This window comes from Streptomyces sp. NPDC056479, from assembly GCF_042795335.1.
Classification (GTDB): Bacteria; Actinomycetota; Actinomycetes; order Streptomycetales; family Streptomycetaceae; genus Streptomyces.
The window spans coordinates 48,236-67,176 of the sequence record NZ_JBHTRZ010000002.1 but is presented as its reverse complement, the minus strand read 5'-3'; the positions used below and the strand labels follow the sequence as shown (position 1 = coordinate 67,176).

General features: G+C 69.1%; 20 protein-coding genes. 11 read left to right on the top strand and 9 right to left on the bottom strand.

The window, feature by feature from the left end; all coding sequences use genetic code 11:
- Positions 1 to 19: 19 nt before the first annotated feature.
- The 5 genes from ACFQ6S_RS06595 to ACFQ6S_RS06575 all read left to right on the top strand — a co-directional run bounded on the left by ACFQ6S_RS06595 (position 20) and on the right by ACFQ6S_RS06575 (position 4,735).
- Positions 20 to 562: an ArsR/SmtB family transcription factor gene (locus ACFQ6S_RS06595; protein WP_383404475.1), complete on the top strand. Its 543-nt coding sequence runs from the start codon at positions 20 to 22 to the stop codon at positions 560 to 562.
- Positions 563 to 838: 276 nt separating this feature from the next.
- A complete protein-coding gene (locus ACFQ6S_RS06590) occupies positions 839 to 1,312 on the top strand; it encodes a hypothetical protein (protein WP_383404473.1) in 474 nt (157 codons plus the stop codon).
- 435 nt (positions 1,313 to 1,747) lie between these two features.
- Entirely contained in the window at positions 1,748 to 2,677 is a 930-nt protein-coding gene (locus ACFQ6S_RS06585; protein WP_383404471.1) for a helix-turn-helix transcriptional regulator, read from the top strand.
- A gap of 275 nt (positions 2,678 to 2,952) precedes the next feature.
- Positions 2,953 to 3,534 (top strand): TIGR03086 family metal-binding protein, encoded by a 582-nt coding sequence (locus ACFQ6S_RS06580; RefSeq protein ID WP_383404469.1) that lies wholly within the window; start codon positions 2,953 to 2,955, stop codon positions 3,532 to 3,534.
- Positions 3,535 to 3,664: 130 nt separating this feature from the next.
- Positions 3,665 to 4,735, top strand: a complete 1,071-nt coding sequence (locus tag ACFQ6S_RS06575; protein WP_383404467.1) for a hypothetical protein — start codon at positions 3,665 to 3,667, stop codon at positions 4,733 to 4,735.
- 616 nt (positions 4,736 to 5,351) lie between these two features.
- Here the strand turns inward: ACFQ6S_RS06575 and ACFQ6S_RS06570 are convergent.
- From ACFQ6S_RS06570 to ACFQ6S_RS06540, 7 genes are all read right to left on the bottom strand, one after another.
- On the bottom strand, positions 5,352 to 6,485 hold the full coding sequence (locus ACFQ6S_RS06570) for an AI-2E family transporter (protein WP_383404465.1): 1,134 nt from the start codon (positions 6,483 to 6,485) through the stop codon (positions 5,352 to 5,354).
- A 134-nt stretch (positions 6,486 to 6,619) separates the two neighbouring features.
- Positions 6,620 to 6,781 (bottom strand): hypothetical protein, encoded by a 162-nt coding sequence (locus ACFQ6S_RS06565; protein WP_383404463.1) that lies wholly within the window; start codon positions 6,779 to 6,781, stop codon positions 6,620 to 6,622.
- A gap of 223 nt (positions 6,782 to 7,004) precedes the next feature.
- Positions 7,005 to 7,226, bottom strand: coding sequence for a helix-turn-helix transcriptional regulator (locus ACFQ6S_RS06560; protein WP_267007426.1), 222 nt, complete (start codon positions 7,224 to 7,226; stop codon positions 7,005 to 7,007).
- Positions 7,226 to 7,711, bottom strand: a complete 486-nt coding sequence (locus tag ACFQ6S_RS06555; protein WP_383406447.1) for a DUF2975 domain-containing protein — start codon at positions 7,709 to 7,711, stop codon at positions 7,226 to 7,228. The genes ACFQ6S_RS06560 and ACFQ6S_RS06555 overlap by 1 nt, the downstream gene beginning before the upstream one ends.
- 723 nt (positions 7,712 to 8,434) lie before the next feature.
- Positions 8,435 to 8,593 (bottom strand): hypothetical protein, encoded by a 159-nt coding sequence (locus ACFQ6S_RS06550; RefSeq protein WP_383404461.1) that lies wholly within the window; start codon positions 8,591 to 8,593, stop codon positions 8,435 to 8,437.
- Between the two features lie 121 nt (positions 8,594 to 8,714).
- Positions 8,715 to 9,701 carry a hypothetical protein gene (locus ACFQ6S_RS06545; RefSeq protein ID WP_383404459.1) on the bottom strand — a complete coding sequence of 329 codons (987 nt, stop codon included), beginning with the start codon at positions 9,699 to 9,701 and terminating at the stop codon, positions 8,715 to 8,717.
- 169 nt (positions 9,702 to 9,870) lie between these two features.
- A complete protein-coding gene (locus tag ACFQ6S_RS06540; RefSeq protein WP_383404457.1) occupies positions 9,871 to 10,794 on the bottom strand; it encodes a helix-turn-helix domain-containing protein in 924 nt (307 codons plus the stop codon).
- A 93-nt stretch (positions 10,795 to 10,887) separates the two neighbouring features.
- Here ACFQ6S_RS06540 and ACFQ6S_RS06535 point away from each other — a divergent pair, with 93 nt between their 5' ends.
- The 5 genes from ACFQ6S_RS06535 (at position 10,888) to ACFQ6S_RS06515 (ending at position 14,341) form a co-directional block, all read left to right on the top strand.
- Positions 10,888 to 11,472, top strand: a complete 585-nt coding sequence (locus ACFQ6S_RS06535; RefSeq protein ID WP_383404455.1) for an SRPBCC family protein — start codon at positions 10,888 to 10,890, stop codon at positions 11,470 to 11,472.
- Between the two features lie 324 nt (positions 11,473 to 11,796).
- Complete coding sequence (locus ACFQ6S_RS06530) at positions 11,797 to 12,138, top strand: ArsR/SmtB family transcription factor (RefSeq protein WP_383404453.1); 342 nt, start codon at positions 11,797 to 11,799, stop codon at positions 12,136 to 12,138.
- A 3-nt stretch (positions 12,139 to 12,141) separates the two neighbouring features.
- Positions 12,142 to 12,648 carry an SRPBCC family protein gene (locus ACFQ6S_RS06525; protein WP_383404451.1) on the top strand — a complete coding sequence of 169 codons (507 nt, stop codon included), beginning with the start codon at positions 12,142 to 12,144 and terminating at the stop codon, positions 12,646 to 12,648.
- Positions 12,648 to 13,337 (top strand): dihydrofolate reductase family protein, encoded by a 690-nt coding sequence (locus ACFQ6S_RS06520; RefSeq protein WP_383404449.1) that lies wholly within the window; start codon positions 12,648 to 12,650, stop codon positions 13,335 to 13,337. Before ACFQ6S_RS06525 ends, ACFQ6S_RS06520 begins: the two co-directional genes overlap by 1 nt.
- A 263-nt stretch (positions 13,338 to 13,600) precedes the next feature.
- On the top strand, positions 13,601 to 14,341 hold the full coding sequence (locus tag ACFQ6S_RS06515) for a class I SAM-dependent methyltransferase (protein WP_383404447.1): 741 nt from the start codon (positions 13,601 to 13,603) through the stop codon (positions 14,339 to 14,341).
- A gap of 88 nt (positions 14,342 to 14,429) precedes the next feature.
- Here the strand turns inward: ACFQ6S_RS06515 and ACFQ6S_RS06510 are convergent, their stop codons facing one another.
- A complete protein-coding gene (locus tag ACFQ6S_RS06510) occupies positions 14,430 to 15,071 on the bottom strand; it encodes a TetR/AcrR family transcriptional regulator (protein ID WP_383404445.1) in 642 nt (213 codons plus the stop codon).
- An 84-nt stretch (positions 15,072 to 15,155) separates the two neighbouring features.
- Here ACFQ6S_RS06510 and ACFQ6S_RS06505 point away from each other — a divergent pair, with 84 nt between their 5' ends.
- Entirely contained in the window at positions 15,156 to 15,893 is a 738-nt protein-coding gene (locus ACFQ6S_RS06505) for an SDR family NAD(P)-dependent oxidoreductase (protein WP_383404443.1), read from the top strand.
- A 199-nt stretch (positions 15,894 to 16,092) separates the two neighbouring features.
- On the opposite strand, the gene uppS is transcribed toward ACFQ6S_RS06505, so the two are convergent.
- On the bottom strand, positions 16,093 to 17,862 hold the full coding sequence (uppS, locus tag ACFQ6S_RS06500) for a polyprenyl diphosphate synthase (RefSeq protein ID WP_383404441.1): 1,770 nt from the start codon (positions 17,860 to 17,862) through the stop codon (positions 16,093 to 16,095).
- Positions 17,863 to 18,941: the final 1,079 nt, after the last annotated feature.

Genomic DNA, 18,941 nt, shown 5'->3' with positions numbered 1-18,941 from the left:
GAGTTTAGACACTTTCGGTATGCCTGATCAGCCGTCCTATCTGCCGCCTCCTGAGGATGTCCTGGAGATCGGTGCGCCTGAGCAGTTCGCGGCGCTCGCTCACCCGTTGCGTCAGCGGTTGCTCTTCGCCCTGGGCCAACGGCCTGCAACCGTCGGCCGGCTTGCGGCGCAGCTAGACGCGAAGAAGGGCAACGTGGCCCACCACCTCAAAGTGCTCCGCGAAGCCGGTCTGGTCCACGTCGCCGAGACCCGCCAGGTCCGGGGTGGCACCGAGCAGCACTACCAGCGCACGGCCCGTCACATGGTGGTCGCCGAACCCCAAGCGGCAGGCACCGCCGCGATGCTCGCCGCGGTCGCCCAGGAGCTGGACCGCTCACCCGCCGAGACCCACCTGACACTGCGCCACCTGCGTCTGAGCCCAGCGAAGGCAAGAGAACTCGGCGAGGCCCTCGCCAAACTGGTCGACGAAGCCGAGGAAGATACCGAAGACCAGCCCGTGCACGGCGTGTTGGTAGCGCTCTATCAACAGGCTCCGCCGACCAGCACCGCCAGTTTCACCTAGCGACCTCAAGCTCACGAGGCAGCACTCTGGCTGACTCGAGACGAACCACGCCCATTGACATCCAAACCAGTCGCCCCAGATCAGCGCGCTGCAGGCGACTGTCTTCCACGTCTCAGGACAGAGATCGTCGGCGCTCGTGCCGCGTTGGTTCCCAGACTGGGAACCCGGGACCCGCTCGGGGATCTTGGGCCTTTCCTGGAACGTGAATTCGGTGGCCAGTTCCAGGGCCCGGCCGGCCTCCTCGGCAGTGGTGGAGGGCTGATTGCGCTGCCGAGCGTGGCCGTGGACAGCGCGGACGAAGCTCTCCACCCACCCGGTGAACTGTGCGCGTTCGGCAGGGTCGTCGCGGTCGTCGATGGTCTCGGCGATCTCGCCGAGCCAGTCCGTCGCCCAGCCGTCGAGGACGATGCCGTCGCGGTGCTCCAGGAGCAACCGGCCGATCTGCCGGGCGACAGGGAAGCGTCGTTCCTGTACGAGCATCAGGGCCCGCCCGGCCCGCTGTTCGGCGGCCAGGCGGTCCTCGTGTTCGCGGGCGATCTCGGGCGTGCGGCGCCCGCCCGGGTTCGCGGGCCTGCTCGGCCTTCAGTCGCCGAGCCTTCTGACACACACCCTGCTTGGACCCCCACCACGAGGAGATCGACGGCCCCGACAGAAGACAGCGCCAGTACATCGGCTCAGGCACCTCGCCTTGCTTCGGCAGCCCGCCAGGTGCCCTCCAGAAACCTCGCGATCGCAGACCTAGTGCTGTGAAGGCCGCGTACGGCTCCAGGCAGGACACCCAGACGCCGGTGCCGAGCCTGAGCTGATGGTCCAGCTCGTACGCGGACGTATGTCTGGTGACGAAGCCGAGGACCAGGACCGAAGCAGGCCGTCCACGCTGAGCAGGCGATCGCGAGGAGGATGCAGCACGCGCCGCAGTGCTTTCTGTGAGGTCGGAGGTGCCACGTGCGCCCGCGCGGAGAGGCACGCATGGCCGACCGCTCGCACGTTCAGACCGATCCGCACCCCAGACTCCCCGAATTACGCGGAACGCGGGCTTCGGCCAGCGCCGGCCAGGCTTCAACTCCCCATTGCCGCCACTGAAGTCTGACGGAACATCGCCGCACGGCCGGCACGCCCGCGATCTTCGCACCTGCTAGTCCCAGTAGCAGGCTAAGAGATTTGGGCCGGGCCATACTCGCTCCCATGAACGACACAACGCACGGCAAGTCCCTCCTCGGCGAGTTCTTGTCCACGCGTCGGGCGCAGCTGAAGCCGGCGGACGTCGGGTTGCCCGACTACGGCGACCGGCGGCGGGTGCCGGGTCTGCGCCGCGAGGAGCTGGCCCAGCTGGCCGGTGTCAGCGTGGCTTACTACATCCGGCTGGAGCAGGGGCTGTCGCTCAACGCCTCGCCGCAGGTCCTCGACGCGCTGGCCACGGCTCTGCGGCTGGATGACGCGGAACGGCGGCACCTGCACGCCTTGTCCGGTGAGGTCCGGCAGCGTCGCCGCCGGCTCCCGGCGGAGCGTGTCACCCCGGCGGTGCGGCAACTGGTGGATGCCTTCGGGGACTCACCCGTGGTCGTCCTCGGCCGACGCTCGGACATACTCGCGTGGAACCGCACCGGGCATGCGCTGTTCGCCGGGCACTTGGCCCCGGACAGCCCGGATCAGGCGGCCACGCGGCCCAACACCGCCCGGCTGGTATTCCTGGACGCCCATACGCGGGACCTGTACGTGGACTGGCTCAGGAAAGCACGGGACGTGGTGGGCAAGCTGCGGCAGGCGGTTGGCGAATACCCGGATGACCCGCATCTGGCGTCCCTGATCGGTGAACTGACCATGCATAGCCCGCAGTTCGCGGCACTGTGGGCCGAGCACAGGGTGCGGGCCTGGGACATGGCCGAGTACCGGATGCGCCATCCGATGGTCGGGGAGCTGGACGTTCTGCAGCACTCGCTCCCGGTGCCCCGGGGGCGGGGGATCCGGCTGGTGGTGACGACGGCGCAAGGCGATGCCTCTCAAGCGGCACTGCAGTTGCTCGCCCAGACCCTTCAGCCAGCCGCAGACATGCCGGCGACCGTCCACCCCGCCGCCGGCACCCCCGCACCCGTCGTTCCGCCCGTGCACTCCTGATCAGGCCGTCCGGCCGCCGCAGTACCGCAGGCCGCTCAGAGCGTCACGCCTGTCACGCCTGTCACGTCTGAGCATCACCATCACCCGGCAGCCCCCGGCCCCGAGGCCGGCAGAGAGTGCCCTGGGAGCCTCGTCACCCGCGTGTTTCTGCCGCCGATGACGCGCTGCCCGCCCCCTCTTCCGCTGTTTCCGCGCCCGTCGGCATCACTCATCCGGTGCTCGCACACGACGGGCGAATGCACGCATCCCTCTTTCACCCCTACTGGAGGCTCCGCATGTCCACCACACCCGTCACACCCGTCACGGCTTTCATCGAGGTCGTCGACACCGTCGCCTACCTGGTCGAGGCCGTCGAGGGGGAGCAGTGGAGCGCGCCCACGCCCTGCACCGACTGGAATGTCCAGCAATTGGTCGACCACCTGGTCATGGGACAGCGCACGTTCGCCGAAGTGATGGGGGCGCAGTCGGCCCTGCCGGAGCTCGATGCCCGGCCCGCTCCGGAGGCGCTCAAGGGGACGTTCCGGATGTCCGCCGCCGCCCTGGTGGCCGGCTTCGAGCGCCCGGGAGCGCTGGAGCGCACGGTGCAGGCCCCGATAGGCGAGGTGCCCGGGGCTGTGGCCCTGCATCTGCAGACCATCGAGCACCTGGTGCACGGCTGGGATCTGGCCCAAGCCATCGGCCAGAAAGCCCTGTTCGGCGAAACCGCGGTCGAGCGGGAGATCGACTTCGCCCGCGGCCTCGTAGCACAACTGCCGTCCGGGCCGGGCGCCCCGTTCGCGCCGTCCCGGACCGCTCCTGAAGACGCCCCCGCGATCGACCGCCTGGCCGCCCTGCTCGGACGCGACATCACCAGGTGACCTTCACGCCGTCCGATCGCCACGGCTTCCGTCAACTCACCGCAGTGCGCGCCTGCATCACCGCAGTGCGCGCCTGCATCACCGCAGGCGCCCCAACCATCAGCCCCAACTCTCCTGAGGAACAAGGACAATGAAGAAGAAGATGAATCTGAGGATCGCCATCACGGGCGCGGCTCTTGTCGCTGCCGTGGCCACCGGGACGGCGTTTGCCGTGAACGGTTCCACTTCCGGACCCGGCTCTGAGCGGCCCCGGGTCGAGCAGAGCAAGCAGACCACGCCAAGCGTCATCGATGCCAAGGGCCCGGGTGTGTTCCCTCATTCCCTGGGCTACGAGGCGCGGTCGAAGACGTTCTTCACCGGCTCGCTGAAGCACGGCACGGTCTCCGCCGTCGGTCTGGACGGAAAGGTGCGCACCCACATCGATGACCCGGAACTGGTGTCGGCACAGGCCGTCCTCGTCGACCGCAAGCGAGACCGCATCCTGGTGAGCAACGTGGACTACGGCACTGCCGACCGTTCCAACAAGGACAACCCCTTCCGCGTCGCCGGTGTGGGCAGCTACGACCTGAAGAGCGGCAAGCAGGACTGGTGCGTCGACCTTACCGCGGTCGCCCTCGACGGCAAGCGACACCTGATCTCCGACGTGACGGTGGCGCCCGACGGCACCGCTTACGCCGTCGACGAGCTGACCCCGACGGTGTTCCGCATCGACCGCAAGGGCCGCGCCTCGGTCTTCCTGCAGAGCGACCTGCTCAAGGGCACGCTGGACATACCCAACTTCCTGAACGATGTGGGCATGTCGGCGGTGGAGTGGGTACCAGGAAACCAGCTGATCATCGCCATGGCCGACGGCTCACTGGTACGGGTGCCCGTCCACCGTCCGGAAGAGGCGCGGAAGGTGAAGCTCGACAAGCCGCTGGGGGCGCCCACGGCCGGCATGCGGCTCCTGAAGGACGGCTCGATCGCAGCGGTCAGCAGCGGTCTGCTGTCCGGAAAGCCCGCCAAGATCCAGCGTGTGGAGCCCCGTGACGGCTGGAACGAGGCCACGGTGAGTGTCACCGACACCGTCAAGGATCCCATCACCAGCGACGTCACCGCCGGACCGGGCGGGACGACGTACGCGCTCAGCGGCGGGCTGGCCGACCTCCTCGCAGGCAAGCCCAACAGCGGATTCGCCCTGACCCCCGTCAAGACCAACTGAACCGGAGGCCGTTTCTTCGCCCGCGGGAGGGCTACCGCCCCTCCCGCGGAGAGGGCTACCGCCCCTCCCGCGGAGAGGGCTACCGCCCCTCCCGCGGAGAGGGCTACCGCGCTCTATTGGTGCGGGACGGAACACACGGAGGTCGGCGTGCTGTAGGCGGGGTACCGCGGTTCACCGGGAATCTCCGCACTCGTTCACGGGCGCCCACGGTCTGGCGACGCCGGTGTGGCCGGGCTGCCTGGAATGGAGGTAGCGGGGGGCACGTCTTGGGGGAATGGTCCTGGACCGCACCTCTCCCTCCGCAGTCATGGTGCTCGGCGATGGCACTGTGGTATTCGTAGCCCTGACAGCGGGAGCCCAATTGGCCAGGCGTCTCACCTGGCCAGGCAGCGCAGAAGGCGCATGATCGAGCAGCCGACGTTCATACGCCCCTGGAGCGATCCGGTAGGCCAGGAACTCGACGCAGCGCGCGCCTGAGTAGCTCGGCAAGGCGGGTGTCATCCGACACAACTACGCCGACGTCCCACGCCGAGTCGAAGCCTCGATCCCCGGTCCGGTCACGGCACTGAAGGCCAACTCACCTCATCGTGTTAGCCGTTGTAGGAGTTGTGGCCTTCTAGGTACTTCTGTCGTTGGTTTGGTTTCCGCTGTTGCTCGGGTCGTTGTCGGCCTTTCGGAGTGCTTGGTGCACCGACCACAGCACAGCGACGAGGGGTACGGCGACCACGGCGCCGATGATTCCGGCTGCGACTGCTCCGCCGACGACGGCGAGGGCGACGACGACCGGGTGGAGGCGTACTGCCCAGCTCATGACGATGGGGTGCAGAAGGTGCCCTTCGATCTGTCCGATGATCACAATGAGGGCGACGACGAGGAGAGCGGTCAGCGGTCCCTTCGTGGCGAGTGCGACGACGGTGGCGACGGCGAGTGCGAGGGGCGAGCCGATGAGGGGGATGAAGGCGGCGGCGAATTCGAGGAGAGCGAGGGGAAGGGCGAGGGGCACGCCGAGGGCGGTCAGGGCGATGCCGACGAGGGTGGCGTTGGTGGCTGCCACCAGGAGGATGCCGTGGGTGTAGCCGGTGAAGGTGCGCCAGGCGGCGTGGCTGGCGGTGGTGAAGCGTGGGCGGGCTGCCGGGGGGAGTTGGTCGCACAGCCATTGCCATTGCTGGTGGCCGGAGTGGGTGAAGAAGACGGCGCAGAACAGGGCGAGGGCCAGCACGGTCAGTACTTCGAGGAGCCGGCTGGCGCCGCTCAGTGCTTCGCTGATGAGGGTGGAGCGGTGGCTGGCGAGGAGTTTGCCGATCCGGGACTGCAGGTCGTCGAAGCTGTCCGCAGGGAGACGGAAGGGCGGATCTTCCAGTCGCCGTTCGATGCGGTCGATGCCGGCCACGAACTCCTTCTCCAGGCTGCTGCGCTGGTCGGCAACGATTTCGCCGATCAGGGCCAGTACGGCGAGGACGGCGGTGATGCCGCCGATGAGGGTGACGGCCACGGCGAGCGGGCGGGGCATGTGCCGGGCGAGGAGGCCTGCGGCGGGGCGAAGCAGGGTGCTGAGGACGAGGCCGAGGAAGACGGCGACGGCGATGCGGTGGAACTGTCCGAGTACGGAGAACGCGGCTTGTACGACGATGCCGACGACGATGATCCGCCAGGCGTAGGCGGCCGCGGTCCGCAGCAGGTCCGGTACACGTGATTCGCCGCTGCTCGGTGCTGCGGGCGGCGCGGCGGGTGGATCGGGGGGTGTGGGCATCTCCCTTCCCCGTACCACCTACCGCCGTGCAGGGCGCGCGGATGGCCCGGAATTCCCCTGGAAGGCCGGTACTGGCCTTCCAGCGGTGGGGGAGGGGTGCATCGAGCCATGCCGTCGGGTCATGGCCGCCGGAGTCATCGGGTGATGGTCGCAAGCCGGTCGGGAGTGGAGCAGGGCTTCGGCGTTCCGAGGAGGTCGAGCGGCCCGCTGGTGTCCCGGGCGTTGCGCCGGAGCCCCGCGGCGATGTTGGTCTTGCTGGCCGGGCGGAGGGCGCCGATGGCGAGGTTGCGTCCCATCACTACATGGTGTGGGCCCTCGACCTTCGAGCGCTCTCGGATCAAGCTCGCGAGCTCGGCGGGTGTAGCCCGCCCGGCGGTGAGGCTCGTGGCGACGTAGACGGTCTATCCAACGGGGTCCCGAGGGTGCTGCAGGTGATCGGCGATCCACGTGCATGCCGCGGTCCACTGCCGTGTCACGGGCCGGTGCTGTCAGGCGTTTTCAGGCCCGCCCTGCGGCAGGTCATCCGCTCGCGGCGTCCTCGGCCTCCCAGCGCAGCAGGTCACCCGGCTGGCACTTGAGCACCTCGCAGAGCGCGGCGAGCGTCGCGAAGCGCACGGCCTTGGCGCGGCCGTTCTTGAGTACCGCCAGGTTTGCGGGCGTGATCCCTACGCGGTCCGCGAGCTCGCCCACGGACATCTTCCGCCTGGCCAGCATCACGTCGATGTCGACGGCGATCGGCATCAGATCACCTCGTCCAACTCGGCCTGCATCTGCGCCGCTTCGCCATAACGGGCGACGGCCTGGGCGAGCAGCATGCGCAGCACGAGCACAATGAGCGCGACCCCGAGGATGGCCACGCCAACCCCGCCCATGATGACGGTCACGCCTGGGTCCTCCCGCTGGCCCGGCGCATTGAGGGCCGTGACCGCGAACCACACGAGGGCGGCCGCCACGATCGCACCGATCACGCCGTCCACGTACCGGAAGGCCGCGTGGGAGAACACGGTTCCACGTCGCACCATCGTCACCAGCCGCCATACGCAGACCATGGCGACCTGAGCCGACACCATGCCCAGGATCGTGATCACGCGCAGCGGGGTCAGCGGGAGCGACCCGTCCTCCGGATCGGTGGCCAATGCCCACACCATCAATGCCTGTACGAACACGGTGCCGGTGAGCACCACCACGAGCACGGCACGCAGCGCACGCACTGTCAGCTTTCCCATCACCAGTCCTTCCATCGAGTTGCGATGGGAATCTATCGAGTTTCGATAGATGAAGCAAGGCGAGGGTTGGGCGGAGGATGGGCGACGGCTTCGTACCGCGTCGGAACGTCGCCACCCCCTCCCGTGACATGGCGTTCACGCGAACCGGACATGCCTACGCGCATCCTCGGCGACGGGCTCTTCGGGGCGGGCGCCCGGCAGATGGCCGGTGCGCACGCGAGTGCTGCGTTCGGACGAACGTACTACTGCGAGTTCGGCTAGCGCTCCACCGAACCGCCCGCCTAGCTCGCCGGCAGGATCCACCGGTCATGGGTCGGTTTCGCTGAGACCGGCAGCCCCGGCTGGCCCAGCCGCCACCCATCGGGAGGACAAGTCGAGCGCCTCGGTGCAGGCCGAAGTGGCGGCAGGGGAGTCCTGCAATTCGCGGTGGCGGAACTGGTACCCGACGCCCGACCTCCGCAGCAGTCCGGCTTGGGAACACCAGTCCAGGAACCGACTCAGCCGCAGCGGCACCCACCATCCCGAGCCTCGCCTCCTAGACAGCAACAAGGTCACGTGTCGCCATGCAGCCTTCCTGCCGTAGAACGCCGCCAGGGCCCCGACGCCGAGCCCGGCCCACAAGCCCGGCCTCAAGCCCGTAGGCGAGCCCACCCCCAACGTCAGTGACGGGCAGGTCGTCGAGATCGAAGGCGCCGCCAAGCACGGATGGCGTCCGATCTGCGTTCAAGCGAGGCCAACCTCGGCAAGATCAAGACCGGTGGTCCTTCCAAGCGTGCTCGGGCAAGTCCGGGAAGAACTGGTCCGTGGCATGACCGGCCCGTACATCTCCTCGATCCGGGCGATGGTGGCCTCGCCCAGGGTGATCTCGTTCGTGTCCTGCATGGTGTGTCTCCGCCCTGTGTGGGTTATGAGAGGGATCGGGGTGGCATGAGGGGACCGTCGACGAGGACACGTCGTCCGGGACGAGCCGGTGTGTTGCCCGTCGGGTCGGTGCCCGCGGTGCTCAGCGCTTCAGGTGGACGCGGAGCAGGTTGGGGTCCTTTCCGGTGAGGTAGGCGGCACTCGTCACATGGACGGTGTCTCCACGCACAGCAATGGAGGTGGGGTTCTGCAGGCCGTCGGCCGGGGTCAGCACGATGGAGTGCCTGCCGTCGGGCTGGACGAGCGCCACCTGGTTCGTGCCGTTGAGGGTGGCCAGCAGCTGGTCGCCGCGGCCGGTGAAGGCGAAGTCATCGATCCCCTGCAGGCCGGTGGCCTCGGTCCGGACCCGGCCGGCGCGACCGTCCGGGCGGATGGGGATGTGCAGGATCGTGCCCTTGTCGAGGTTGGTGGCCCAGACCGCACCCTTGTGGATCTTCAGGCCATTGGCGCCGAGGAAGCCGGTGGAGGCCAGCTCCGGGGCGGTGGACCAGGAGGTGGGGGTGCCGCCGGTGGTCCGCACCCTCCAGACGGTGCCGAGCACGGAGTCGGTGACGTAGAGCATGCGGGTGCGTGCGTCCAGGGCCAGGCCGTTGGGCAGGCCGTTCGCGGGGAGCGCGGCGATCCGTTCCGGCTCGCCGCCGGGGCGCAGACGCCACACGCCGGTCAGGTCGGCGGTACCGGTGGCATACAGGAAGTACAGGGTGCCGTCATGGGCGCGGACGATCCCAACCGTCAGTGCGAAGCCCAGCACCGGCGTGTGCATGCCGCCGTCGGCGGGCTTGGGCAGGGTCGCCAGGATCCGGGTGGTGCCGTCGCGGGAGACCTTGGCGACCTGGCGGCCCGCGGCGAAGGTGATATACGCGTCGCCACCCGGTGCCAGGGCTATGTTCTCCGGAGTCTGGCCCTTGGCCAGGTCGAAGTGCACGGACACCGGTGGGCCGCTCAGCGGCGCGGCACCGGTCGAGGCCGAAACCGCGCCCGATGCCGCCGGGTTGAGCGCTGCGGCGGCGGCCGCGACCAGAACGGCTGACGCCGCCGAGAGATTGAGCAGCTTCTTGTTGCTGGACATGGTTCCTTCACTGGTTTCGGGCATGCGGCAGCGGCACGCCGACGCATGTGTGCGACTGGGTGGGGGAGGGTGGTCCCGGGCTGGTAACCAGGCGGCTGCTCGGCAGCGGATGATGGGCCGTGCCCGGCGTCCGTATGCGCGGGTGCGCGGTTGGGGGGCGTGTTGGGTGTCAGTCGGTGAGCAGCCGAGATCCCGGCAGCGCGGGGTCCGCCCGGCGGAGATCCTGCGTCACGGGCCGAGTGGTGGCCGGTGCGGTGGCCTGGGTGAGCAGGGTCAATGCAGCACGCGACGGCGAGTCCGCCTCCGTGGTGGCCACGATGACAACAGGGCCGGGCCCGTGACTCAGGGTCTGCTGGATGACGCTGAGATTTCCGACCAGTGGGTGCCGCATCTCATAAGCCGCGACAGTGCACGGCTTGACCTGGTGGTCGGCCCACATCGACGCGAACTCAGTGCTTTTCGAACCCAGTTCACCCACCAGCGCGTGCAACGCACCGTCCTGCGGGTGCTGGCCCGCCACGAGCCGCAGATTCCCCACCACCGCCCTGGCCTTACTGGGCCAGTCCGCGTACAGCTCGCGGGTGTGGTCGTCGAGAAACACGAGTCGGGCCATGTTGGGACGCTCACCCACGCCCTGCGGGCCGTCGGGGTCCAGGTGCCCCGCGAACAGTGCGTGGCCCAATTGGTTCCATGCCAGCACGTCACTGCGCCGGCCGAGCACGACCGCGGGAACGTCCTCCAGGACGTCCAGCAACTGACGTGCCGCCTCGGTCACGCGCTCCGGCGCGGGCCGCCGGTTCCGAGGACGATGCCGGTCCGCCCCGGCCAGGTCGTGCAGGTGCAGCCGCTCGGACTCGTCCAGCTGCAGGGCGCGGGCGATCGCGTCCAGTACCTCGGGTGAGGCGCTCTGCGAATGGCCCTGCTCCAGCCGCGTGTAGTAGGAGACACTCACACCCGCCAGCTGCGCCAGCTCCTCGCGCCGCAGACCCGGCACGCGCCGGCGCTCGACGTAGGTGGGTACTCCGACATCCGCGGGACGCAGCTGGGAACGCCGCGTCCTCAGGAAGTCCCCGAGCTGTGCTTGTCCGTTCATGGCTCCGAGTATCGACCCGTTCAAAACGCTTTGCCTGCCCCGGCTGTGGATAGGAAAGGGCGGGCCTGGCTACCGGACGGCACCGTCGGTGAAGTGGGTACTGCCGATCCGGCACCCGCGTACACCCAGGAGCACGCTTTGAGCGCCACCACCAGCGAACACGACCCCATCGAGACTCTCGACGCAGCCGACTACGCCTTCACCAGAAGGGCATGGGTCGATGCCGCACCCGCCCGCGTCTACGAGTTGGTCAGCGACGTGTCGGCGATCAGCAGATGGAGCCTCAACGCCAGCGACGTCGCCTACGACCACGGCGCCGGGCCCCGCGTCGGCGCCTGGTTCAGCGGCCGCAACCGCAAGGACGGAAGGGAGTGGGCAACCCGCTCCCAAGTCGTGCGAGCCGACCCCGCGACCGCATTCGGCTTCGTCGTGGGCGGGCACGAGAAGGGAATCGTGCACTGGGACTGGACCTTCCATCCCCAGGGCCGCGGCACCATCGTCCAGCAGTCCTGGCAGCTCCTGCGCCTCGACCCGGTCCTGGGCACGACCCGCGCGGACCTGGACGCGTTGCGTCGCTACATGGAGGACAGCGTCGAAGCCACCTTGGCGTCCCTGGCCCAATGGATCGCCGAGGGCTGCGGGCCAGGCGCGATCCGCGACGGCCAATCTTCCTCCTAGTGCCGCCGGGTGATGCCATCACTGTCCAGCGGAATCCGGTGCACATACCAGCGTCGTATCAGCGTGTGCCGGTCCGCCGGCACAGACATCCCCAGCACCGGTTCGCACTCGTCGTCCCACATCGGGACACCGCCTCATTCAGGTGCGCCCGCAGCCCGCGGTCTTTGAACCGGATGTCCACGACCGAGCCGATCGCCGCGCCGCCGGGCTGAGCGAAGTCGAAGCGGGCATGCACGCCGCGGCCACGCAGCCACCCGACAGCCGCGGCTCTCCCCGACTCCCGACCCGTTTGACGCATTCCGATATAGGAATATGATGGCTGTCATGGCACGAGCAGCGACGACGTCGGACGCGTTCAACGCGATCGCCGAGCCGCAGCGCCGGGACATCCTGGCGCTGCTGCGGGCGGGTGAGCGGCCGGTGACCGACGTGGCCCAGGAGCTGGGGATGAGCCAGCCCGGAGCGTCCAAGCACCTGCGGGTGCTCCGGGAGGTGGGGCTGGTGCGAGTCCGTGGCGCGGGCAAGCAGCGCCTCTACGGCTTGGACGCCCGCGGGCTGCGGCCGATCCACGAGTGGGTCGGCGGCTTCGAGCAGTTCTGGAACGAGAGTTTCGACCGGCTGGACACCTACGTACAGGACCTCAAGCAGACACGCCAGGAGGACTGACCGATGGCAAGGGCAAGGCAAGAACCGCGGGCGGAGCCGGCGACGGCCGACCGGGAGATCGTGATCTCCCGCGTCATCGACGCCCCGCGGGAGCTGGTGTTCGAGGCGTTCACCGAGGTCCGGCACCTGTCGCGGTGGTGGGGTCCGGAGGGGTTCACCACCACCACGCGCTCCTTCGAGTTCCGCGAGGGCGGGGAGTGGGACTTCGTGCTGCATGGGCCGGACGGGACCGACTACCCCGAGTGGATCCGCTGGCTGCGGATCGCCCCGCCGGAGCGGATCGCGCTGATCCACGGTGAATCCCGCGACGATCCGAACGCCTTCGAGTCGGTCCTGACCTTCGCGCCGGACGGCGCGGCGACCCGGATCGTGATGCGCACGGTGTTCCCCACCAAGGAACTGCGCGACGAGGCGGTCGAGAAGTACCACGCGATCGAGGGCGGCCGGCAGACCCTGAGCAGCCTGGCGGCCTACGTCACGGACCTCGCGCGGAAGGGGGCGGAGGGCTGATGGCCGGGAAGGTGTTCTTCAGCGTGTCGATGTCGCTGGACGGCTTCATCGCGCCCGAGTCCGTGCCCGTTGAAGAAGAGCTCTTCGCTCCCGATAGGCAGGACGACCCGGACGTTCAGCGCTGGATGGCGCAGTGGGCGGAGCTGCAGCAGTGGCTGTTCCCGCTGCGGTTCCTCCGGGAGAACCTGAAGCTGGGCGAGGGCGGTGAGGAGGGCCGCGACAACGACGTAGCGCGGGAGACGTTCGAGCGCACCGGCGCGAGTGTCATGGGCAAGCGCATGTTCGACCTCGGCGAGCGGTCATGGCCGGAGGAGGCGCCCTTCCACACCCCGGTCTTCGTCGTGACGCACACGAAGCGTGACCCGTGGGAGCGGCCCGGCGGCACCACGTTCCACTTCGTCAACGACGGCATCGAGCAAGCCCTCGAACAGGCCCGCGAGGCCGCCGGCGACCGCGACGTCCGCATCGCCGGCGGCGGCGCGACGATCCTGGAGCACCTGAACGCCGGCCTGGTCGACGAGTTCTCGATCGCGCTGTCACCGGTGCTTTTCGGCGCCGGCGCCCGCCTGTTCGACGGAGTGGACGCGTCCAGGGTCGCACTGGAGCAAGTCCGCTCGGAGCCGTCGTCGCGGGTGACGCACCTGACCTACACGGTGCACCGACGGGAGCCGCGCGGCCACTCCACCTAGTGTCCCGAACCCACGCGCGGGTACGGCGAACCGCGGGATCGGTTCAGAGCCCACCCATGCGGCGTTGTGGTCGGAAAGCTCGACCTCGGCCTGGAACTCGGCAACCGGTCCGTCGACATCGTCGCCCGCGCCCAGTTCAGGCGGGCGAAGGACTAGGGCTTGTCCGGCGGATCATGGGCCGAGCCAGGGCCGGACCGAGGCGAAGGCCGGCCAGTGCCCTAGTCGTGTTGACCGCCCCCGGCAGGCAGTGCTGGAGTCGGCACGTGGACAGCATCCCCGCCAACCGGCGGCTCTGGAACCGGATCAGCAGCGCCTACCAGCACGAGCACGACCCACAAATCGGCGCCGCACCCCGGCTGTGGGGCATGTACTCCATCCCCGACGCGCACCTGCACGCCCTGGGCGACGTCACCGGCAAGCGCGTCCTCGAACTCGGCTGCGGTGCCGGCCAGTGGTCCGGGGCGCTCGCCGCCGAGGGCGCCACCGTGGTCGGACTCGACCTGTCCGAAGCCCAACTCGCCGCAGCGGCCCGCGCGATGGGAGCGGCCCGCTACCCGCTGGTGCAAGGCGCCGCCGAACAACTCCCCTTCGCAGCCGACAGCTTCGACCTGGTGTTCTGCGACTTCGGCGGGCTCAGCTGGGCGCCCCCGCACCTGGCCGTCCCGCAGGCCGCACGCGTCTTGGGCCGCGGCGGGCGCCTGGTGTTCAACGTCGCCAGCCCATGGTTCGAAGCCTGCTACGACGAAGCCGCCGGCCGCGTGACCACGACGCTGCAGCAGGACTACTTCGGGCTGAACACCATCGCCGAAGACGACGGCGCGACCAGCTATCAGCTCACCTACGGCGACTGGGTCAAGGTCCTGCGCGGCGCGGGTCTCATCATCGACGACCTCATCGAGCCGCGGCCCGAACTCGGAACACCCAACGGCTACAACGAAACCGACCCACCCGACTGGGCACACCGCTGGCCAGCGGAACTGCTCTGGGTAACCCACAAACCGTAAATTCCACCGCGCCGAGACGTGAAGACATCACCTGGCCGCGCAGGCCTAGGCACTGTCCGGCGGATCATGTGGCCGTGATGGCACCAAGTCAGCTCTCGCGGGCCGGACTGCGCCCGGCTGCGAGGCGCTTGTGCCCCTCGGGCATGGGCAGGACCGCCAGTGCGGTGTCTGCAATGTTCCGGAGCGTCTCCGGGTCCAGGCCGGCTTTGCCTACCGCCTCGATACCGCGGACCACCGTCAGCAGCAGTGCCGCCAACCGCTCCGGATCCGCAGCGCTATCGATGTCGCCGTGGCGCTGGGCGGCGCTGATCTCCGTTCGCAGCAGGGTCAGCAGTGCCGTCATGGTCTCGGCCGACCGTCCGGCGACCGTCGGATCGCGCTGGGCCAGTTCCGCTGCGCCCTTGGCCAACAGGCACCCGCGGCGCTCGGTGTCGGAGGCGGTGTTCTCCGCCATTAGGTGCACGTATTCCGACAGCCGGGCCAAGGCCTCTGCGTCCGGGCCACCTGCCAGCCGCCCTTCGGCCACCTCGACGACTGCGGTGCACCAGTCGCCGAACACACGGTGGAACAGCTTGCCCTTGTCGCCGAACGCGCCGTACAGGCTGCCCTTGCCCAGGCCGGTCGCCTGGGCGATGTCGTCCATCCGGGTTCCTGCATAGCCGGTCGCCCAGAACTGTTCCCGGGCCCGCTCCAGGACTTGGCGTTCGTCGAATGCGCGTGGTCTCGCCATGGTCTCAGGCTATCCATTCTTGACTCGATCGTCCATTACTGCCTACGTTATGGACGATCCATTCCACAACTGAAGGGATTCGACATGCCAGGCGTGCTGCAGGAGAAGGTGGCCGTGATCACCGGAGGGACCAGCGGGATCGGGCTGGCCATCGCCCACCGCTTCGTCCGGGAGGGCGCGCGGGTCTTCGTGACCGGCCGGGACATCGACCGACTCGAAGCGGTAGTCAAGGAGATGGGCCCTGCGGCCACCGGCGTACGCTCCGACGTGTCGGTCCTGGCCGACCTGGACGCGCTCTACGCGCGAGTCCGCGAGGAGGCCGGACGCATCGACGTGCTGGTGGCCAACGCGGGAATCGTCGCGGACGCCGCGCTCGGCGCCCACACCGAGGCGAACGTCGACCTGACGCTCGCCGTCAACGTCAAGGGCCCACTATTCACCGTTCAGAAGGCGCTTCCGCTGCTGGCGGAGAACGCCTCCATCCTGGTTGTCGGCTCGAGCAACAGCGTGCGGCCCAATGAGCACCTCGAGGTCTACAGCGCCTCGAAGGCGGCGCTGAGCAACCTCGTGCACAACTGGGCCCGGCAGTCGCGGGAGCGCCGATTCCGGGTCAACGTGCTCAGCCCGGGACCCACGCGGACCCCTGGCCTGCTGGGCGCCGCGGGGCCGGACGTCGACCAGTTCGCCGAGGCCGTCGTGCCACTGGGGCGGCTGGCCGACGCCGAAGAAATCGCCGAGGCCGCCCTCTTCCTGGCTTCGGACGCCTCGTCGTTCGTCACCGGCGCCGAACTCTTCGCCGACGGCGGCTACACCCGGGCCTGAACCACGGCCGGTGGTGCGCATCCGGTTCTCTCGAAGCGATGGGGCGCACCCCAGGCCCCCAGGCTTGGGTAGTGGGCGCGCAGTCATCGTTTCGTCCCGCTGTACGGGCAGCTGAGCCGTACCTCTGATCGGTGTGCGAGATCCGGGCTGGTCTGCCGATGCGCCCGAAGTCGCATCCGGAGTCGTCGTCGGTTCAGCCCTAGCTGTCGCATGGGTCTTCCTCGGCCCGGGACGCACGGGTGGGCATGGACGCTGTCGCGCCGTGGCGGCGCTGGCGGCGACCGTATTCGGTGACGGCGTGCCATAGATCGCGTCGGTCGGTGTCGGGCCAGAGGTTCGGCGTGAAGTACAGCTCGGCGTAGGTGGTGTGCCAGGGCAGGAAGTTGGATGTGCGCTGCTCGTTCCCGGTGCGCCAGAGCAGGTCGACGTCCGGCATGTCGGGGTGGGGCAGGTGCTGTGCGAAGTCCTTCTCGCTGATCAGGTTGGGATTGAGGTGACCCCTTGCCGTCGAGCGGGCGAGCGCGGCGGCGGCGCGGGTGATTTCGTCGCGGCCGCCGTAGTTGATGCACATGGTCAGGGTCAGAGCTGTGCGGGTGCGGGTGGAGTGCTCGCGCAGCCGCAGGAGATCGACCAGGTCGGTCGGCAGGCGGTCGGCACCGCCGTGCCAGCGCAGGCGGACGTCGAGGTCCCGGAAGGGGTTGGCGCTCACCTCGCTGTGCAGAAGGTGGAGCAGCGCGTCGATCTCTTCTGGTGCGCGTTTCCAGTTTTCGGTGGAGAAGGTGTAGATGGTCAGGTGGCGCAGGCCGATTTCCAGGGCGCCGTAGACAACCTCGCGTACGGCGGTGGCGCCGGCGCGATGGCCTTCGTGCCGGGGAAGGCCGCGTTGCTGGGCCCAGCGGCCGTTGCCGTCCATGATCACGGCGACGTGGGTGGGCGTCTGCCCGGCCGGGATCTTCGGGGGCTGCTGGCCGCTGGGGTGCGCGGGCGGGGTACGGAATGTTGATCGCGGGACCGTCCGGTGGGGGACAGGCGGTCTGCGCCGCACCGCATCCTTCGGGGGCGGCACGGTCACCGGGGTCAGGCTCCAGGCCAGGGCTGCGCGGGCCCGGGCGTGGGCGAGGATGCGGGCGCTGGTGAGGAGTGCGGGTCGGGGCGGGGCGCGCAAGATGGAGGGGCCCGCGCTGGTGACGGCGTCGAGCTGGGCGCGCAACAGGCCGGCCATCGTGTGGCAGATGGTGGCGGGAGCGGGGTGCATGCCATGGGTGAGCGAGGGCTGGTTCACCCATTGACGGGCCAGGCCGGTCAGGTGGGTGATCACCTCGGCGACCGCGGGGCTCCAGCGCAGGTACATCAGATCGTCCGCGGCCCCGGGGTACTGGTTGAGAACTTCGTCGGGTAGAAGGAGGTCGTGCTGGGCGAGGTCGGCGGACAGGTCGGTGAGGGTGTCGGTGAGCCGGAAGCCGTCAAGGAACTGCTCGTAGACCTCCCAGGAGTCCAGCCGAAGGGTCACGGGTACGCCGGCCCGGTCGAACAGATCACGCAGCAGGTCGAACCACGGCAGCAAGTTGTCACGTGCCCAGGCACGCCATGCAGGCCAGTCGGGAAAGCGCCGGCCAAGGGCGTCGTCGCGGACCAGGAGCAGCGCCCCGTGCAGCCGGGTCAGGTCCAGGCGCCAGCGCAGCGCGGTGTCCACCAGCGCGTGACGGATCGGGTCCGCGCTCGTTCCGTCGGCCAGTTCGCGCTCCAGTGCGGTGATCCACTCCTCGACCTGCGCGGCCCGCTCAAAGGCGGCGGCGGTTCGGTCGTCGGCCAAATCGTCGATGGCGTTGGCCGCTGCCCACAGCGCCCAGCACGCCGGCCGCAGCGCGGCGGGAACCAGCTGGATCAGCGCGTACTGTGCCGGGTCCTGGGCTTTGGTCTGTCGCCGGCACAGCCGATAGGCCGCCCGCAGCGACGGGTCATCACCCATCACCGCCGGCTCCGATGTGGTGCGATACACGGGCCGTACTGCGGTGGGTGGCTGTTCCTCTGATGCGGGGTTGGTGGGGGGCACACCGCGCACAACGAGAGCACCACATCCAGGTTCCGCATGGGTGGCAGGCCGTCGCGGCAGGTCAGCGATCTGCTGTGGTTCGCGGGTCAGGTTGTGCCGGTACTGAGGCACGGCCCCTGGCCGCCAGCCGGGCGCTGGGAGTACGCCGGTGGAAGGCCGCATCCCTGTGAGTGCGGCTGCGGCGAACTACGCCAACTGGATGAGCACGTACCTGGGGACGGCGATGTGGGAGGAGAAGCGCGCTGCGGAGCCGCCTGCGGGGCGTCGTAGGAGGGCAGGTAGCGGTTGATCGAGGTGTCGGCGCCGGAACTCCTCACGGAGGTTATGCAGTTCCAGGCGGCGATACTGGTCATCACGATGGCGAAAATGGCTTCGAGCTCGTTGCGCAGCAGAGCGCCCAAGCCGCCGCCAGACACCCCGCAGGTCAGGCCTGCGCAGAAGTACGCCGCCGCGAGCAGGACCGGCTGGCGGGGTGTCAAGGCCGGACAGGTGACCGCGGTGGCGTTGCCGGCCACCAGCGCGGAAGCGAGGCCGAGCCCGGCTGCCTTCGCCGCCGGCAGATGCCCCCGAAGATGGCCGGCCATGGCCAGCGGCCGGTCGAATCCGCTTCCGTGAACGTTCCTTCGAGCGGCGCTGGCAGGCTCTCCATGTCGAGGCGCACCGCCGGAGAACCACGACGCCATCATCACTGCCTCGTTGGTTCGCTTTCCTGCCGCACTCGAAGTGCCGCACGCTCTGGTCAATCTGGTGTACATACGCCGACACGACACCCTCAGATCGCCGCCGGCTTCGGTATCTCCGTCGGCACCGCCCACGAGTAGGCGACAGCCGTCACCGTTCTGCTCGCCGCCCGCGCCCCGGGCTCCTGCGTTCAATGCGCGATGTCGCCCCCCGAGTATGTCCTGCGGCGACGCTCGAAGGGCTCAGTGCTTCTCGTCAACGGGCTGTCTGCGGGTGAACCGATGGTTTCGCGCAGTTGAACCATCGTGGCTGAG

Excerpts from the sequence above, each read along its gene's own strand:
- ACFQ6S_RS06510 (WP_383404445.1), bottom strand. The coding sequence starts at position 15,071 with ATGGCGAGACCACGCGCATTCGACGAACGCCAAGTCCTGGAGCGGGCC.
- ACFQ6S_RS06520 (WP_383404449.1), top strand. The coding sequence starts at position 12,648 with ATGGCCGGGAAGGTGTTCTTCAGCGTGTCGATGTCGCTGGACGGCTTC.
- ACFQ6S_RS06540 (WP_383404457.1), bottom strand. The coding sequence starts at position 10,794 with ATGAACGGACAAGCACAGCTCGGGGACTTCCTGAGGACGCGGCGTTCC.
- ACFQ6S_RS06505 (WP_383404443.1), top strand. The coding sequence starts at position 15,156 with ATGCCAGGCGTGCTGCAGGAGAAGGTGGCCGTGATCACCGGAGGGACC.
- ACFQ6S_RS06550 (WP_383404461.1), bottom strand. The coding sequence starts at position 8,593 with ATGCAGGACACGAACGAGATCACCCTGGGCGAGGCCACCATCGCCCGG.
- ACFQ6S_RS06545 (WP_383404459.1), bottom strand. The coding sequence starts at position 9,701 with ATGTCCAGCAACAAGAAGCTGCTCAATCTCTCGGCGGCGTCAGCCGTT.
- ACFQ6S_RS06570 (WP_383404465.1), bottom strand. The coding sequence starts at position 6,485 with ATGCCCACACCCCCCGATCCACCCGCCGCGCCGCCCGCAGCACCGAGC.
- ACFQ6S_RS06560 (WP_267007426.1), bottom strand. The coding sequence starts at position 7,226 with ATGCCGATCGCCGTCGACATCGACGTGATGCTGGCCAGGCGGAAGATG.
- ACFQ6S_RS06580 (WP_383404469.1), top strand. The coding sequence starts at position 2,953 with ATGTCCACCACACCCGTCACACCCGTCACGGCTTTCATCGAGGTCGTC.
- ACFQ6S_RS06575 (WP_383404467.1), top strand. The coding sequence starts at position 3,665 with ATGAAGAAGAAGATGAATCTGAGGATCGCCATCACGGGCGCGGCTCTT.
- ACFQ6S_RS06530 (WP_383404453.1), top strand. The coding sequence starts at position 11,797 with ATGGCACGAGCAGCGACGACGTCGGACGCGTTCAACGCGATCGCCGAG.
- ACFQ6S_RS06555 (WP_383406447.1), bottom strand. The coding sequence starts at position 7,711 with ATGGGAAAGCTGACAGTGCGTGCGCTGCGTGCCGTGCTCGTGGTGGTG.
- ACFQ6S_RS06565 (WP_383404463.1), bottom strand. The coding sequence starts at position 6,781 with ATGGGACGCAACCTCGCCATCGGCGCCCTCCGCCCGGCCAGCAAGACC.
- uppS (WP_383404441.1), bottom strand. The coding sequence starts at position 17,862 with ATGGGTGATGACCCGTCGCTGCGGGCGGCCTATCGGCTGTGCCGGCGA.
- ACFQ6S_RS06595 (WP_383404475.1), top strand. The coding sequence starts at position 20 with ATGCCTGATCAGCCGTCCTATCTGCCGCCTCCTGAGGATGTCCTGGAG.
- ACFQ6S_RS06525 (WP_383404451.1), top strand. The coding sequence starts at position 12,142 with ATGGCAAGGGCAAGGCAAGAACCGCGGGCGGAGCCGGCGACGGCCGAC.
- ACFQ6S_RS06585 (WP_383404471.1), top strand. The coding sequence starts at position 1,748 with ATGAACGACACAACGCACGGCAAGTCCCTCCTCGGCGAGTTCTTGTCC.